5 protein-coding genes and 1 pseudogene are annotated in these 18,299 nt (G+C 45.3%); 4 read left to right on the top strand and 2 right to left on the bottom strand.

Annotation, left to right across the window (positions count from 1 at the left end; translation table 11 throughout):
• Position 1 precedes the first annotated feature (1 nt).
• Positions 2 to 526 carry a type IV pilin protein gene (locus ACQY3H_RS04460; RefSeq protein ID WP_428075276.1) on the bottom strand — a complete coding sequence of 175 codons (525 nt, stop codon included), beginning with the start codon at positions 524 to 526 and terminating at the stop codon, positions 2 to 4.
• Between the two features lie 34 nt (positions 527 to 560).
• Positions 561 to 2,924 carry a DUF3536 domain-containing protein gene (locus tag ACQY3H_RS04455; protein WP_428075274.1) on the bottom strand — a complete coding sequence of 788 codons (2,364 nt, stop codon included), beginning with the start codon at positions 2,922 to 2,924 and terminating at the stop codon, positions 561 to 563.
• A 118-nt stretch (positions 2,925 to 3,042) separates the two neighbouring features.
• On the opposite strand from ACQY3H_RS04455, the gene ACQY3H_RS04450 reads away from it, so the two are divergent.
• The 4 genes and pseudogenes from ACQY3H_RS04450 to ACQY3H_RS04435 form a co-directional block, all read left to right on the top strand.
• A complete protein-coding gene (locus ACQY3H_RS04450; RefSeq protein ID WP_428075272.1) occupies positions 3,043 to 4,368 on the top strand; it encodes a PhoH family protein in 1,326 nt (441 codons plus the stop codon).
• A gap of 163 nt (positions 4,369 to 4,531) precedes the next feature.
• Complete coding sequence (locus tag ACQY3H_RS04445; protein ID WP_428075270.1) at positions 4,532 to 8,905, top strand: DnaJ domain-containing protein; 4,374 nt, start codon at positions 4,532 to 4,534, stop codon at positions 8,903 to 8,905.
• Between the two features lie 3,235 nt (positions 8,906 to 12,140).
• Positions 12,141 to 12,347 (top strand): annotated as a pseudogene (locus ACQY3H_RS04440) (DnaJ domain-containing protein); the annotation flags it as partial.
• Positions 12,348 to 14,047: 1,700 nt separating this feature from the next.
• On the top strand, positions 14,048 to 18,299 hold a 4,252-nt coding region (locus ACQY3H_RS04435; protein ID WP_428075268.1), incomplete at its 3' end, for a DnaJ domain-containing protein.

Below are 18,299 nucleotides of genomic sequence, written 5' to 3'. Positions count from 1 at the left end.
ACTAATAATACCAATCTACATTATCCGAATTGACACTTTTGCTGGTGCCGCCGGCATCAGATTTACATACTTGATTTTGCGTAGATGATAAATTGGTATTTTTTGCCCGGCACATACGGCGGCCCGGCGTTACGGAAGAGTATTGGAAGTATTCATAATAGTTAATATCGTCTTTTAGGCTGGAACATCCCACGCGCGAGCCCCACGTATCTTCCGCCGCGACCCAACAAGATCCCCACGAAAATGTACGGGTTTCCGTAGTCGCATCCGAAGAAGATCCAACATATGCGGGAGAATCAATATCCAATTCTTCAAAATTCGGGCTATACATATTATTTGCCAAATAATATCTTTCTTCGGCTTGGGCAATAGCGGTAGCCATGGTTTTCAACTGAACCAGACGGGACTTCATCACCGCTTTTTTATATTGCGGCAACGCTACACTCGCCAAAATGCCGATAATTAAAACCACCACCAGCAACTCAATCAGCGTAAAACCTTTTCGGTTTATTCTTATCATGTTCATTTGAAACCCCTTTTTAGCAGTTAGCCTGCCACCATTATAACGCAATTTTTAATTTGCGCGCCAGTGCGCGTAAAATATCACGCGTAGCGGCTTTGTCGCCTAATTGTTTAAGCCCTAAAAAGACGAACTCTTGCGCTTTAATAATATCGGGCGAAAAGCCGAAAATCTCCGCATAATTTAGTAATTCCACCAGTTTCATAGCGGCTTGCGTACTTTGCACATCACGCGCAAAGGCGAACGCAAGTGATGTTACTTTGTCGGTTACTACCCCGTTCACATGCGGGGCAATTTTTAACCCGAGCGCTTTAACATCTTCCATTAGTTCTTCCAGTGCCCCGATATTGATATCAGCCGCGCGAATTTCATCCTTAATATCAGCGGCCAGTACCCGCTCGGCTACCGTTAAAAACGGCTTGGGAGCAGGCGCTCCGATATTTTGCAACGCACGCACAATGGGATATTGCATCTCAAACAACCGCGCAAAAGACTCATCGGTTTGCGTGTCCATGCGGCGGAAGGTGTTTTCCATGACTTTGTGACGGACATCGTTGATCATCCACGCAACCGGATATTGCTGCGGCAAATGCGAAACAATAGACTCATGCAACTCATCATATTTTTGGGCATTAAATAATGTTTCCCACTCATTACACCAAGCGGCAATTTCTTGACTACCCCGTTCGGCCGCGGCACATGTAAAGACGCCCGCCCCGCGGCGAAGAACGGCGAAACAAAGTGTTTTTTCTACTAACGTTATCGTGGATTTTAGCGTAATATCCCCACACCAAAATCGTGCATTGGCGGCAGAGAATTTGCGCGGATGGAACGACAACACATCGCACGAAAACGCACGTGCCGGATTGACGGTTTCATCGGCCATGAGCGAAACAATATGCTCCAACGTTAATTTCTCGGCACAGGACGCTTGCGGTTTTACGTATTTTTCATACACACGCGCTCCGTTTTTAAGTTCGCGTATATTGCTGGGAGCCAAGGCTAATTTTTCAATAAATGCAGGCTCCAAATCGTTCCCCGTTAAACGTTTATTAAGTTCTAACGCGCGGCAGGCATATTGCATAATCTGTACGGTCTCAATACCGCTGATTTCGTCAAAGAACCAACCGCAACTGGTGTACATAAACAGCGCATTTTTTTGCATTTCTAGCAGCATAAGCGCCCCGGCGCGGTCGTTCCATGCTTTTTCGGTAGCGTGTTTTAAGAAGAAACAATGCTGCGCGTTCAAACTGCGGTCTAACATCAGTTCCACATAATCGTTGCGTGCGGCCCACGGATCCTTAAAATACTCCCGCCCGACGGTTTCAAACGTCTTAACGAGTTCGTCGCGTACAAAATCTAACGCATCGCGTAGCGGCTTGCGCCATTTTTGTTTCCACCCGGCACGTCCCGAATTGCACCCGCAATCGGCCCGCCAACGCTCTACCCCGTGGCAACAACTCCACGATGAGTTTTCTACAATTTGCGCTTCGTAGCGCGGTGGATTTTTTTCCAGAAATTCGCCATATACCGTTAATTCTACATCCGGTGTTTCTTCCACTTTTTTCAAGCAATACGCCAGTGCCATGTCGGCAAATTTTTGATGGTGTCCGTATGTTTCGCCGTCGGTAGCAATGTGCATTAACTGGTTTTCTTCGCTATCGTTATAGGTACTTAAAAGACGGTCGGCAAATTTTTCACCCGACGACAACGTGTCCGAAAAGGCAATCCCTTGCGAAATAGGTCCGTCGTAGAAAAACAGTACAATGCTTTTCCCGTTCGGTAAATTACACAAATAGGCACGTTTAGGATCAACACCGCCGCCGACTTCTTCCCATTTTTCACTGCCGATTTTGCGCACCCGCGCACATTGACCGGGGGCCAAAATTACAAATTTCATACCGGCATCGGCCAGTGCACACAACGTCGGCGTATCACACGCTGTTTCGGCCAGCCACAAGGCTTCGGGTTGTCTGGCAAAGCGTTTGACAAAATCGGTAATACCCCATTTGATTTGCGTTTCTTTATCATGTGCGTTAGCGAGCGGCAAGATCATGTGATTGTACACTTGTGCAATCGCGCCGCCATGACCGCCAAAACGCGTTTGGCTGATTTTATCGGCTTCCAAAACGGCTTGATATACTTCCGGCGCGTATTGCTCCATCCACGACAGCAATGTCGGCCCGAAGTTAAAACTAATACGGGAATAATTGTTGGTAAGTTCGGTTAAATTTTGTTGTCCGTCTAACAAACGCGCTAACGCGTTAGGACCATAACACTCGGCACAGATACGTTCGTTCCAATCATGATACGGGGCTGCACTATCTTGCCGATCAATAAGTTCCAGCCATGCATTTTCGCGGGGCGGTTGATAAAAATGACCATGTATGCACAAATATTTCATATATATATTGTAGCCAATTTGACACCTAAAAAAACATTTACGACTATAAATGCTTGATTTTCCGCTCAAACAAGTCTATACTTATAGTAGCGGCGTTACGCCCCAGCGAGGAACTATCATGAAAAAAACTTTTATTTTAGATACCAATGTGTTAATACATGATGTAAATTGTCTGCACGCTTTTGAAGACAACGATATCATTATCCCCATGGCAGTAATTGAAGAATTAGATGCCTTCAAAAATGAAAGCGATACCCGCGGTAAAAATGCCCGTATGGTATCGCGCGAATTAGACAAAATGCGCGAACTGGGGCGGCTCAATGAAGGCGTAGCACTTCCTACCGGCGGCACACTGAAAATTGAATTGGATAAACCCAACTCACTTCCGCAATCACTTGCATTTAACAAAGCCGATAACTCTATTTTGAATATTGCTTATACACTAGGTAAAAAAGAAGGCTCGTATAAAAAGAATGCGCGTCCGGTGTTTGTCGTTACCAAAGATATCAATATGCGTTTGAAAGCCGAAGCACTCGGCCTGTGCGCGCAAGACTACACCAGTGATAAAGTCAATGTGGACGAACTCTACACCGGGGTTACCGAAGTAGAAGTGGATCCTTCCCAAATTGACACGTTCTATCAAAAAAAGCAACTCGCTATGGATCCGACTATTTATGTGCCGAACCAATTTGTTATCTTAAAAACAAATGACGGCAGTAAAAAATCGGCCATCGGGCGTATTTCCAATGATGGCAATTTTATTCTGCACCCGCTTTCCAACCAAGAACCCGTCGCTTGGGGCATTAAACCCTTGAACAAAGAGCAACGCTTTGCGATGGAGCTGTTGTTGGATGACAGTTTGGATATTGTTACGCTCGTGGGTACCGCCGGAACGGGTAAAACGCTTATTACGTTGGCCACCGGTTTGCAACGCACCATGGACGAAAACGCTTACCGCCGTTTGGTAGTTTGCCGCTCCATCGTGCCGGTTGGTAAAGATTTAGGTTTCTTGCCGGGGACTAAAGAAGAAAAATTAGAAGCGTGGATGGGTGCCATTTACGACAACTTGGCCTTCCTCGCCGACCGCAAAAACCCCGATGAAGGCGAAGAAAAAGCGCATTATTTATTGGACAGCGGCAAAATTGAAATTGCCTCCGTTACCCACATGCGCGGGCGCTCTCTGCCCGGGCAATATATGATTGTGGACGATGCCCAAAACTTAACTCCGCACGAAATGAAAACCATTCTCACCCGCGCGGGCGAAGGAACAAAAGTGGTGATAACGGGCGACCCGTACCAAATTGATACGCCGTATTTGGACGTACAATCTAACGGGCTCACGTATTTGGTAGATCGCATGCGCGGCCAAAAATCGTATGGCCACATTACATTTACCAAAACGGAACGCAGCCATCTGGCTGATTTGGCCTCTAAATTACTGTAAAAACGAGTCAGTTACGGCCCGCCGCAACCAAGCGGCGGGCTTTTTTGTTCTAGGTCCAAAGCCCCAGACAGAAATAGGCCTTTTTTCTTGTCAAATTGGGCCTTTTCAAATAGACGAAAAACAGTATAATAACAGTATAGATGTATATACTCAGGAGGCTCTTATGCTAACGTGGATAAGCCGCATTTTAATTTTTGTTTTTATCTTCAATACGATATCTCCCGAACTCTTGTGGGCACAACAAAATACCCGCCCCGACGATTTGTCCGCGGATATTTCGCGTTCATTAACATTAGCGGTCCGAGAACAAGTTCATGAGATCGATTCTTCGTGTTTCCTAGGCGTTATGCCGGAAGAATTGGAGAAATGCTATACCACGCAAAAGCAAAAACTGATGGAACTTTATAACTCCATCAATGCCATTGAAGATATGGCCGGTTTTTCTATGCTTGCAACCGTAGTGGAACAATTACATTCGTTACGGGCTGCATATCGTAAACGCCTTAACGAGTTAGCAGCAGCAGCCGACTTCTCAAATCCTCGTTTCAAACCTATGGAACCCGTTGCCGATGCCCTTTATGTTGCTCCGCGCCCGGATATGGCCTTGCGCGAGGAGCAGCTCAAAGGAAGGACCTTTTTAGATGAATTAGCCGCTAATAAATATGATTTGAACGATTTAATAGAAAAAATAGACCCTATTGAAGAACAATTTTCTCCGCTTATCAGTGCTTATTCGGCGGAAGTTATATTAAATACGTTAAATCAAAGTTTATCCGGGTTAAAAAGCGGGCAAATAGATCCTATGGCATTTGCGCTTACATTACCGCGCATACAAGTACGGGCCTTGTATCGTTTAAATCGCTTTGAGTCGCCGGAGGGAGACGAAGACAAAGCCATAGATACGCAACTCAACAGTTCTAAACCATGGTTTCCGGAAGATAGCATCATGTTCCGCGGTACATTACGCATTCTGCTTTACCAAATTCACCGTTTGTATCAAGAAATGGGCTTGGAAGACCCCATGACCGTCAAATGGGAAGAATCAGTATCTGCCATCCCGTTTATCCGCCCGACCCAAGAAACCTATCAGAAGGCGAAGAACCGATTAGAGGAAATGCACACCATGACGCCGAACACTAACAATATTGAACTGGGTACAGTATTTCCTAGCCTACTTCAACTGGATTATGACTCTTTCTGCCAATTTTACCAACGCCCCCTTGCCCAAGGCGAAACTATCCCTACCGGGTGGGAAGTTGTCCAAGAAGTAAGCGGCACGCGCACGATTAGCAAAGATGAAAGCATTTTCCGTGAATTTATGAAGAAATTTATAGATGAATTTAAGGAATTTCATAAAAAAGCCAAACCCGGCAAAAGCGCCTATGCTTTCCTCAATTTGCAAACCCAATATGTGGTACGCTATGCTTTGTTGGCGGGGTTCCCCCTTGAAATTCTCACTATGGTTGCCGTCTTGGAAGGAGATGAAGCCCCGGAAAACGAAAAAGATATCGTAGATTTCAAACTGAAATTCGGCAGTATTTTGGAGACCTTATTCGGCACCATAACGGAAACTGCCAAAATATATCCGATAGACAATGCCACGGTCGGTTTATTGCAACTTGAATTAGTAAACTTAGCCGGGCCGCAAAACGCAACAGCTACCCGTGCTTTGGCATTAAGTGCGGCGGGGTTGCTCCATGTTTCACAAAAATGGAACGCTATGGAAAATCCCTACAATAACGAGTGGTTAAACGAACAACAACGCGTGTATGCTTCCGTTAACAACAATTTAGCGTTTAACGATGACTACCGCCAAAAATTAGCCGCCTATGCGGTAGATTTGTATGCTCCCATGCAGTATCGGGTACGTCCGTTCGTATCGTCTCCCAACCGCAGCCAAGAAACTTATGGGTTGGATGCTGACCAAATGTTGGCTTTCTCTGACCAACTGACAAATGCTATTGACAATCTTTGTCCGTTACAAGAGCCCAATACTGTATGGACAAACGAACATGGTTATATCGCCGATACGGAACATCTCGTTACCATTACCGATTTAAACCGCGGCCAATTCACGGGGCAACTCCCCAACGGAGAACTCTCCAGCGGTACTATTCCCGTATTTATGTTTGATTCCAACAACAACGTGTTTGATGTGTATTTGCTGAATGCACTCAACCAACGTCAACGCCGCTTGGAAGAAGCAAAAGTTTATGTTAAATTGCTTTTTGAAGCCGCATTATGGGCCTTTGGCGGAGAGATTATTATGTTCGGTATCCGCGCTTTACAAATGACACATGGCGCCGTCGTCATGGTGCCCAAAGCCTTCCAAGCCGCTAAAGCCGCTAATAAAGGGGAAAAGTTAGCCGAATTCGGCAAGACGGTCCAACAAGGTTGGCGCTACGGCAGCACAAACTTCCGCGCCACCCATGTAGGGGCTACCTTTACCACCACCCGGACCGAAGAAGTCGTCCGCCATACGGCCGAATCCGGTGAACATATTGTCAACGGACAAAAAGCCGCACGCACCACGTTAGAAGGCGTGGGAGCGACAGAAAAAATACAAGCCCCTGTTACACGTTATGGTTCCGGGTATTACAACCCAACCGCTATGGATATTACCGGCGCGGAATATGCCGGAAAAGGTTGGTTGGGCCGTACATGGAACGGCTTTTGGCACGGAACGCCGGAAATTGAACGCGTAACCGTTTTCCAAAACGGACAAGAATTTACTCTCAATGCCAATAGATTAGGTGAATTAGGCGTCAATACCCGCCGGCTCTCTACGAGTGATAAAATTGCGATCTGGCGTGAAATTGAAGGGATGGAAGGGTTCAGCCTTAATCCGTATAATTATACCCATCCCAACTGGTTACATCCTTTTGATTTTGGCCGGTGGTTTGGCGGAAGAAAGGGCGGATTTGGCGGTTTTTCCAGACCGGGTACCACTAGCAGTAATGCCATGTCCGAACAAAGAGCCGCTGAAATACTTGGATTAGAGGGAGACATCACAGAAGCCTCTTTGAAAAAAGCCTATCGCAACCTTGCACTTAAATGGGCCCCTGATCGTTGGATGGCTACCGGTACCGAAGCGGAAATCGCTTTTGCTTCTAACAAAATGGCTGAAATTAACGCAGCATATGAAATGCTATCCAAAGGTGGGGCTTCCGGCCTTCGCATGTCCGCCACAGTCGGCATGCCGGAAGGTTTTGATATGCCCTTGCAATTAACCCGCAATGCAACTTCGCCTTCAGCCCGTCAAGTATTATGGAACAATGCGTTGCATCGCGGTTGGAACACATTTACCGATGCCGCCACTTGGTTTGGGCAATCGTATTGGGCCAACTTAAAATTCTTTACCTTGTGGCACTTGTGGGATAAAGCCATTTATCCGGCCCAATGGGCGATGATGGATCATACCATCACTACTCAAACGCAAGAGGCGATGGATAAATATGGCAATTCGTTCAAACCCGATCCGTCAGATCCGGCGCCCAATCCGTATGCAGCAGAAGGCCGCGTGGATGTGGTAAGCGATGTCAATAATTCTGCCAGCCAACGTACTGCTTACCAAGGGGCTTTAATTTCCACCCCGATATTAGGCACTATGATCTTGTTTGGCAAAGATTTTACCAAAGGCCAAACGCAAACGCAATTGAGAACCTTGTCCAAGAGAATAGATTATACACGGGCTCTCAATAAACGGTCGCAAGCGCAAAACCAAGCACTGTTTGACAGCAATGTCAAAATGCACTTAGGGGCTTTGGCTCGCCAACGCCAATCTTATCAACAGCGTATGGCGAAAGATAAAGAGCACCTCTTTACACAAGAATGCAAAGCCATCTTACTGGAAATAGATAAAGCCGAGGCCACTTTGAACCAACTTGCAAATAGTGAAGATAAACTGGCCGATAAGTTCACCCAATTTGTTACTTGGGCCGAACTGCCGGACTTACATAAAGCAGAAAATGCATATTGGCTTAAGATTATAGATACAACTATCACCCAAATGGAAGAGAATATGCTCTTGGTAGGAGATGGCTTGTCCAACGAACAACGCTATCAAATCCATCAACTCTTAGCGCAAGCCAAACAAAAACGTGCGGCTAAAGATATTGATGGCGCTCTACAAGTCATAGAAAACATTAACAAGACTTGGACCGAGGAAAAAGCAGCCACGGCGGCGTTGACCTTGGAGCAAGAACGCGCCTTAGCCCAAGATGATGCATTGGCTATGTTAGCGCTCTATGAAGAAACTTATTCTTCCGTAATAGGTTTGACTCCTAAAGAGCAACGTCAGTTAACTAAGCAGATAAAGGCCCTTACCAAACAAGCAAGGAAAGAAATTCTTAATGTCTCGAAACAAAAAGACTTGACGTTGTCGGAATTACAAATTCAGTATACAGACATTTATAACAATCTGTGGTTACAAATCGAAACGGTGCTTAGTGCCTATGCCAAAGACAAGCCTTCATCAAAAGTTACCACCAAAGGTATAACGGAAATAGATGAAGACAACGAACTTGGAATTCAATAGATTGTTCCGTTCCATATCCCCCGGCTTAACCCGGGGGATATTTTTTCTAGGCCTAAAGCCCCAGAGAGGCATAGGCCTTTTTTCTTGTCAAAACGGGTCTTTTCAAATAGACGAAAAACAGTATAATAACAGTACAGATGTATATGCTAAGGAACCCTTTATGCTAACGTGGATAAGCCGCATTTTAATTTTCGTTTTTCTGTTTAATACCGTTTCCCCCGAATTATTGTGGGCCGAATCGGCTACCGCAACGCCAAATTCTTTGCGTCAGCAAATTGTAGACAACCTTCAAGAAGAAATAGAAAACTCTTATGAAGAAGATTCAGATTTGCCTTCGCTTATTACGCACGCCCCGCAAGACGAATGGGAAGCAAAAGATTTAGATTATGCCACATTCTTATTCCTCCACAAAATAGATAAAGAAGATTTAACAAGTGCCAAAGACGTCGGCAAATTACGTGAGCACTATGCCGACATCGCTTGCTCTCTGCGTGATATGTATAATATCTTGGACACAAACGGACAAGGGGATGCGCTACGGGCCTTATGGAGACTCTTAGAGGCCATGCATGATTGGGGCCAACGATTTACTGTCGCCAAATGGACCCGCTTTCCGCACACCCAAAATCTTACTTCCTATCAAGTGTGCCTGTTGCGGGACAAAAAACTCGCCAACCAATTCAATCCACACGGCAAGGACCCATGGAAAGCCTCTGCCGCAAACGCAACGATAGACGATTTTGATGTAACCACCCCGGCAGATTTTTTAGCCAAATTAAAACGCGGAATTTTCTCCCTTGAAGATCTCATGGAATTTTTGGACCCGCTAGACCGATTTGATAACGATTCCGTAACAATTTCCGCTTATGCGGCAGATGTCATCACGCAAGAATTAGCCGCTACTTCCATTCAAAATTTATCGCCGGAACAGATAGAGGAACTTAAACCCCTAATTCTTCGGTTATGGTTGCGGGCGGTGATGGTTCAGAATAAAGTGTTTCATAATCTACCGACAAACTCTTTGCCCTCTCTATCAAGAAACAATGATGAGGAAGAAGAACCAAAACTATTGGAAGAGTTTGCTCCCGGTGAAGATATCGTCATCCTTGGCACACTACGCAGGTTAATACTCGTGCTTGATCAATGGATGAAAGCATTAAACATCCCCTTTCACACGCACGTAACTACCGGAAATACAGACATAACGGTTTGGAAATTACGCCCCAAAAAAGAAGCCTACGAAAAATTTGTACAAGACGTTGAAAAAAAACGTATTAAAATTGAAGGAGAAATTCCTTCTTACCGGCAGTGGTATGCCCAACATGTTATGGAATATATGGAAGAACCGGATATTACCATCCCGTCTGACTATTATTTATCCGAAGAAATAAGACGCATAGCGGACGACGAATTCATCACTAAAGATCAAACCCTACAAATTCTTGATAAGGCTTTACGGGACATACACTATGTGGATTCTTCAGAGCTCCCCCATGTCTATGCGAAAATGCAAACACGAATACAATATTTTGTCACGTATGCATTGGAAGGGAATCATCCCGAATATTTACGAAAACTTTTAGATAAATTCACCAAACTGGATGCACCATCCTCCGGGGATGCAACCCTAGCAAACATTGGCAATTTGGTATCGGAATCATTCGGAGGGAAGGGCGTTGAGCAACCCAGCCGGGACAATATTGAAGACATAAACGATGTAACGGCCCGAGATTTCATGGAAGTACTCTTTGCTTCTATCCCATATGCGGCACAAAGCAATCTGGTTACCCCAGCCACGTTAAATGCGGTCAAATCATTTTTAATGCAAGAAGCCGGATGTCGCACAACGGCCAGACGCGTCATGGCCATCGGAGCCGCGGCCGTTATGAACTATAATGCCAACCCCGTTTATTGGGGAGAGACCGACAGCCACGCCTATCCGCAATTGGGTTTTTCGCATGATCAACGGCAGAAATTGGTCGGTTATGCGGTAGATATTTATGCCCCGATGCAATGGAAAACAGATGCGCCGTATCATCCGGCCGGTTTTTCCGCCCCGAACCGCAAACAAAAGACTTACGGATTGGACAGCCAACAAATGGTGGCACTGTCCGATCAATTAGCAGATTCTATTGAAATGTTTTTGCCGGTGACAGCCCCGACCAGCGTCCGCGTAGAGCATACGGAAAGCCATCGGGCGCCTGTTGAATATGTACCCGGCCCAAAATTTGAACGGGAAAATATGTGCACTAACGACATAACTTACAAAACTCCCAAAACCGACGGGCAACCCGGTTTTATGTATAAAGAGGGCATTGTGCCCCTCTATTTCTACGATTCCAACGGAGAAGTCTTTAACGTAGAACCGCATAACACTCCCAACGCTTACAAAGTATATGCCGAACAAGAAGCCGCCTGTGCAGCCTTTGTGTTTGACATTATAGAATGGTTTGTGCTGGGCGGTGCGTTCAAATTGGTGTTTAAGGGTATTAGTCTGGTACGCAATTATGTCATCGTCGGTCGCGCTACCTTTTGGAGCACCCAATGGGGTGGCACATTAGGAGTCGGCCGCAAATTTGCCGCAGCACAACGCCTGGCTAATACGAGTACCAAATATAAGTGGGCATCCACGACCCGTATAGAAAACGTTAAATATGCCAACCAAACAGCATCGGGCACCGGTACGGGCGCCGCTGCAATTGGCAGGAATACGGCCAAAGCAAAAAAATGGACAAATCCCCTCCAAAGAAACAAAGTTCCTCAAATACCCACCTCGGTAACGCGCAACGGCACTAATTTTGGTGTGGGAAATCTGACCGATGTAAAAGGCGCAGCAAGGTGGTGGCAAAGACCGTTTATGAGACCATCAAACATCGAAGAAGTGACGATTTTGGCTTACGGCAAGCCGATTTCGCTTGGAAAAGAAACTTTGAAGAAAATTTTAGGTAAAGAAGTCGGCCGTCTTTCCCAATCGGATAAAATGAAGATTATAGAGTGGGTGGAAGCCAATATGGACATTCCGCGAAGGGCGTTGTCCTGGAATATTAAACAAGGCATTAAGAATATGTGGCAGGCGGACCGTACCGCTGATTTCTTCAACGCAACCCGCAAAGCTCTTGAAGCCGACAAAGCCGGCAGTGAATTCTTTGACTATTGGGCTTTTAACGGTAAGGCTTGGGAACGTATTGACCCGACAGATTTTTATCAACGGTTAAATTTCTTAAAAGTCGAAGAAATGGCTTTGGGTAAAGGCGGATTCCCGAATTATTATGAAATCTTGGGGGTTGAACGCGGTGCTTCCAAAAAAGTCCTAGAGAAAGCCTATCGTAAATTAGCCATGAAATACCACCCCGACAGAAACCCCGGTGATATGATAGCGGAAGAACAATTCAAAATTGCCGCCGAAGCCTATAATGCCTTAACAAATGCCGGCAAAAAAATCACTATTGGCACAAGGACCTTGACTCTCGAGCAATATAACCTTGCTTTAGATGAAGCCCTTGCTAAAGTCGGGCAAAACGGAAGCACTCGTTTACTCAATCCGACCATTCCGTCCAACGCCAACGGTATCTCGTTGGCAATTACCCCTACTTGGGGTGGCGATATCGCTCTGGTTGAAGAAGCCGCGTTTAATCCTTTATCCGCAAAGGCCGGCGGAATCGGTATCGGTGCGGCCAATGCCGATATAGATATAGGCCAAACATTAGCCGCCCACTTGGTTCAAACCGGACAGACCGAAAGTTTGCCGATTTGGTTTCAATTGATACATAATAGCGAAATCAAATCGCTTTTCTCCATCGCCAGTTTCTTTACTAAGTGGAAATTGGGAGATATAGCACTCTCCCCACTGCGCGGGTATTATACTTCCATCGCAATTCCGGACAAAGCCCAGGAACAAGCCGAAGCGTATAATCCCGCCTATGCCACCCAACCGGAAGATTCGGAACTTGCTGATCATTCACCGGCAAGTCATCTCCTTTATCCGATTTCAACGATACAGCGCAGTGAACTATCAAGCACGGAAGGGAGTCTGATGGTAGCCCCCGTCTTAACGGGAATGCTCCTATTTGATAAGAAATTTTATAATGAGACGGCTGTCAATATTGCCGCCAGGAAAATGGAACTGAACCGCGCGTTACTCAAACGGAGCAAAGCCAAAAATCAAATCATTTTTGACAACAATGTCAACATGCAGTTAGAGGCTTTGGCTCGCCAACGCCAATCTTACCAACAGCGTATGGCGCAAGATCAAGGGCACCTCTTTACGCCAGAATACAAAGCCATCTTACTGGAAATAGATAAAGCCGAATCCGCTTTGAACCAACTTGCAAATAGTAATGACGAATTGGCTGATAAATTCACCCAATTTGTTACTTGGGCCGAACTGCCGGACTTACATAAAGCAGAAAATGCGTATTGGCTTAAGATTATAGATGCAAATATCACCCAAATGGAAGAGAAGATGCTCTTGGCAGGAGATTTCTTGCCCAACGAACAACGCTATCAAATCCATCAACTCTTAGCGCAAGCCAAACAAAAACGTGCGGCTAAGGATATCAGTGCAGTCAGCGACATAGAACAAATCAACCTCATTATCGCAGGGGAAAAATCGGTTCCGGCGTTGACCTTGAAACAAGAACGTGTCTTAGCCAAAGATGATGCATTGGCTACGGTAGTGCTCTATGAAAAAACTTATTCTTCTTTAATAGGTTTGACAGGTTTGACTCCTAAAGAGCAACGTCAGTTAACTAAGCAGATAAAGGCCCTTACCAAACAAGCAAGGAAAGAAATTCTTAATGCCTGGAAACAAAAAGAACTGACGTTACCGGAATTACAAATTCGGTATACAGACATTTATACCAATCTGTGGTTACAAATCGAAACGATGCTCGATGTCTATGAAAGAAGCCAAATTGAGTCTTCATCGAAATCTACCGGCAGCATAATAGAAATGGATGAAGACAATGAATTAGGCGACTAATAAATTCGTAATTTACTATCCCCCGGCTTAATCCGGGGGATATTTTTCTAGGCCTAAAGCCCTAAAGAGGCATAGGCCTTTTTTCTTGTCAAAACGGGTCTTTTCAAATGAACAGGAACCCGTATAATAATAATATAAGTATATATATCAAGGAGCCCTTTATGCTAACGTGGATAAGCCGCATTTTAATTTTCGTTTTTATGTTTAACGTCATTTCCCCTGAACTATTATGGGCCCAACAAAATACCCGCTCAAACGATATTGCGCAAGACATCACACGTTCTTTAGCCCAAACTGTATATAAACAATTTATCCAATCGGATCCTACCTGCTCCACTGCTCAAACACAAACAGAATTAGACAAATGCCGTATAGAGCAAAAACAAAAACTGATGGAAATGTATAACTCTATTAATCCCTGGGAAGACCCCACGGGATTTTATACCTTAAGCAACGTGGTGACCAGTTTGCATGCCCTACAAAACGAGACATCTTCTTCCCCTTTTCACCCGGATATCAGCAACTTTGATGAAAAAACAGGCAGCCAACTCTCTACGTTTTTGGAAGAATTGGCGGCCAATAAATACGAAGTTACAGATTTGGTGGAAAAAATAGACCCTATTGAAGAACCGTTTAATCCGTGGGAAAGTGTCTTTGCGGCGGAAGTGATATTCAATGAACTCCACCAAATTGAACTTAGTGCGCAATCCGGATTGGTCAATGTTCCGTACCTATCTTCATTACTGCCGCGTTTGCAAGTGAGAGTCCTGCATAGTTTAGAACGGTTGGACACTCCGGCCTATGTAAAATTTTTCAATAACTACGAGAAAAAGGAAGCCAATTTTGCTATTTATCGCAAGGCTAAATCTCTCGCAAATAAAACGGTAACGCCCTGTTTCTTAACCAATTGCGCAATGGAATTGCTTAAAGAAAAAACGGTGCTTCCCCATCGAGAGGTTTCCATTGCTTTTTTCGGGACGCTACGCATTTTACTTTACGAAATTCACCGCTTATATGCAGCAATCAATGTAGAAGATCCGTTCACAACACGGATAGAAGAAACGCAAACCACCCAAACTTTTATCCGCCCCACCAAAGAAATGTACAGACAATATGTAAACCATGTGGGCACCGGTTTATCAAGTACCTTTTCTCTTTCCGGACGGGGTATAGAAATGGCGGAACCTCCGGTGAATGTAATTTCCAATTATGAAGCATTTTGCAATTCTTTCAAACGTCCTTTTATGGAAGAAGATACCATCCCCAACGGGTGGGAGGCATTCCAAGAAACAGAAACGAAGCGTTCCGTTTCCAAAGATGAAAGCATCTTCCGCAAGTTTATGGATGAATTTATGGACGAATTCAAGGAATTGTATAACGAATCTAAACCCGGAGATAGCGAATTCGCCCTGTTAGATTTCCACACGCAATACGCCATACGTTATGCTTTGTTAGCTGATTTTCCCAACGAAATGTCCTCCATGGTAGAAATTTTGGAAGGCAAAGAAAACCCGGATGATGAAGATGATGTAACCAAATTTGACGTCAAATACAAAACCGTTCTGCAAACCTTATTTGCTACCGCTACGGAAACGGCAAAAATCTATCTATTACATAAGGATGCTATCCGCCAATTAAAACTTCAGCTGCTTTCCTTTGCCGGCCCGACCTATACAACAGCCACGCGGGCATTAGCCCTCTCTTCGGCCGGACTACTTAATGTAGTAGATAAATGGGAAACGAAAGCTGTTATGGATGACTGGGTGTCATATGCCCCCGATTCATGGAAAACTTCTCTGGAAAACAGCAAACGCCAAGAACTCGATAGCGTAGCAAACCATATAAACTTTAGTGATGAAAGCCGGCAAAAATTAGCCGCGTACGCGGTGGACTTATATGCCGCCATGGCCCCCAGAGGGAGAACCTTCTCCTCCGTAACACCTCGCAAGCGGAAACGATACGGATTAGATGCGTACCAAGTGCAAGAATTACGCAACCAATTAGCAACAGCCATTGATAATTTATTACCGTTACAGGAGCCCAATACGGTGTGGACAGATAACGGATATGCCGCCGATCCCCAACACCTAATTACCCTTACCAATATGCACCGTAATCAATTTGTGGCCGATAACAATCAAACCATTCCATCGGGAACGATTCCGGTATTTATGTTTGATTCCAAAGGCGGGATAGCGGATGTATATCTAAACAATGGCATTGACTACCGCCAAGAAAAGCGGGATGATATTTGGAAAACAACCAAAATATATGGGAAAATACTCCTTGGAGCCGCCTTCTGGGTATATGGGGGAGAAATTCTTATATTTGGTGTCCGCGCGTTGCGAATGACACAAGGTGCAATCGTTATGATGCCTAAAGCCGTTGAAGTAGCCAAAGCGGCTGACGAAGGCAAGAAATTGGCCGGATTTGGCAAGACGGTCCAACAAGGCTGGCACTATGGCAGCACAAACTTCCGCGCGACACATGTAGATGCCACCATCTTCGCTACCCGAACGGAAAGAGCCGTCCGTTATACCGCGGAATCCGGTGAGCATATTGTCAACGGACAAAAAGCCGCACGCACCACGTTAGAAGGCGTGGAGGCGACAGAAAAAATACAAGCCCCCGTTTCCCGGTTAGGTTTAGATTACTATAGTCCCATGGCGCAGGATATCACCGGTGCGGAATATCACGGTGCTAATTGGTGGGGCCGTGTATGGAACGGCTTGCGGCACGGAACACCGAAAATTGAACGTATAACCTTGGTTCAAGGGGATCGCGTATTTACATTGGCCGGCAAAGAACTAACCAGCACGATATCTAACACTCGCAGTCTTTCCACGGCAGATAAAATCGCTGTTTGGAAAAAATTTGAAAGCATGCCGGGGTTTAATCCTAACCCGTTTAATTATACCCATCCGGAATGGATCCACCCATTCCATTTCTCTCGTTGGTTCAACGGGAAACGAGGCGGATTTTCCAACCCACAAACGGTTAGTAGCACCATGTCCGAACAAAGAGCCGCCGAAATACTTGGATTAGAGGGAGATATCACAAAAGAATCTTTGAAAAAAGCCTACCGCGAACTTGCACTTAAATGGGCCCCTGATCGTTGGATGGCTACCGGTACCGAAGCGGAAATCGCTTTTGCTTCTAACAAAATGGCTGAAATTAACGCGGCATATGCAATACTATCCAAAGGTGGGACTTCCGGCCTTCGCATGTCCGCCACAGTCGGCATGCCGGAAGGTTTTGATATGCCCTTGCAATTAACCCGCAACGCCACTTCGCCTTCAGCCCGTCAAGTATTACGGAACAATGCGTTGCATCGCGGCTGGAACACATTTACCAATTTTGCCATTTGGTCCGGCAAAGCATACTGGGCCAACTTAAAATTCTTTGCATGGTGGTACTTAGGTGATGCGGCTATGGCTCCGTTGCAAGAATATATGATGCACAGCACCGTAGAAAAACAACAACAGGCCGAGATAGACAAATACGGGGATACATTCCAACCCAATCCGGATGACACCACCCCTAATCCGAATGCAACCAATACCCGAGTGAATGTGGTAGATGAAGTGACCGCTGCTGCTCACCGGCCTTATTCTCCGCAAGGCGCGCTGATTTCCACCCCGATATTAGGCACCATGATCTTGTTCGGCAAAGACTTTACCAAAGGGCAAGTGCAAACGCAATTGAGAACCTTGTCCAAGAGAATAGATTATACACGGGCCCTCAATAAACGGTCGCAAGCGCAAAACCAAGCGTTGTTTGACAACAATGTCAACATGCACTTAGAGGCTTTGGCTCGCCAACGCCAATCTTATCAACAGCGTATGGCGCAAGATCAAGGGCACCTCTTTACGCAAGAATGCAAAGCCATCTTGCGGGAAATAGATAAAGCCGAGGCTACTTTGAACAAACTTGCAAATAGTGAAGATAAACTGGCTGATAAGTTCACCCAATTTGTTACTTGGGCAGAACTGCCTGACTTACATAAAGCAGAAAATGCATATTGGCTTAAGATTATAGATGCAAATATCACCCAAATGGAAGAGAATATGCTCTTGGTAGGAGATGACTTATCCAAAGAGCAACGCTATCAAATCCATCAACTCTTAGCGCAAGCCAAACAAAAACGTGCGGCTAAAGATATTGATGGCGCTTTACAAGTCATAGAAAACATTAACAAGACTTGGACCGAGGAAAAAGCAGCCACGGCGGCGTTGACCTTGGAGCAAGAACGTGTCTTAGCCAAAGATGATGCATTGGCTACGGTAGCGCTCTATGAAGAAAGTTATTCTTCCGTAATAGGTTTGACTCCTAAAGAGCAACGTCAGTTAACTAAGCAGATAAAGGCCCTTACCAAACAAGCAAGGAAAGAAATTCTTAATGCCTGGAAACAAA

It is taken from the genome of Candidatus Avelusimicrobium luingense (assembly GCF_902757105.1).
Classification (GTDB): domain Bacteria; phylum Elusimicrobiota; class Elusimicrobia; order Elusimicrobiales; family Elusimicrobiaceae; genus Avelusimicrobium; species Avelusimicrobium luingense.
Note: the sequence above shows the minus strand (reverse complement) of the source record. Positions and strands in the feature narration are given on the sequence as shown.

Excerpts from the sequence above, each read along its gene's own strand:
- ACQY3H_RS04445 (WP_428075270.1), top strand. The coding sequence starts at position 4,532 with ATGCTAACGTGGATAAGCCGCATTTTAATTTTTGTTTTTATCTTCAAT.
- ACQY3H_RS04455 (WP_428075274.1), bottom strand. The coding sequence starts at position 2,924 with ATGAAATATTTGTGCATACATGGTCATTTTTATCAACCGCCCCGCGAA.
- ACQY3H_RS04460 (WP_428075276.1), bottom strand. The coding sequence starts at position 526 with ATGAACATGATAAGAATAAACCGAAAAGGTTTTACGCTGATTGAGTTG.
- ACQY3H_RS04450 (WP_428075272.1), top strand. The coding sequence starts at position 3,043 with ATGAAAAAAACTTTTATTTTAGATACCAATGTGTTAATACATGATGTA.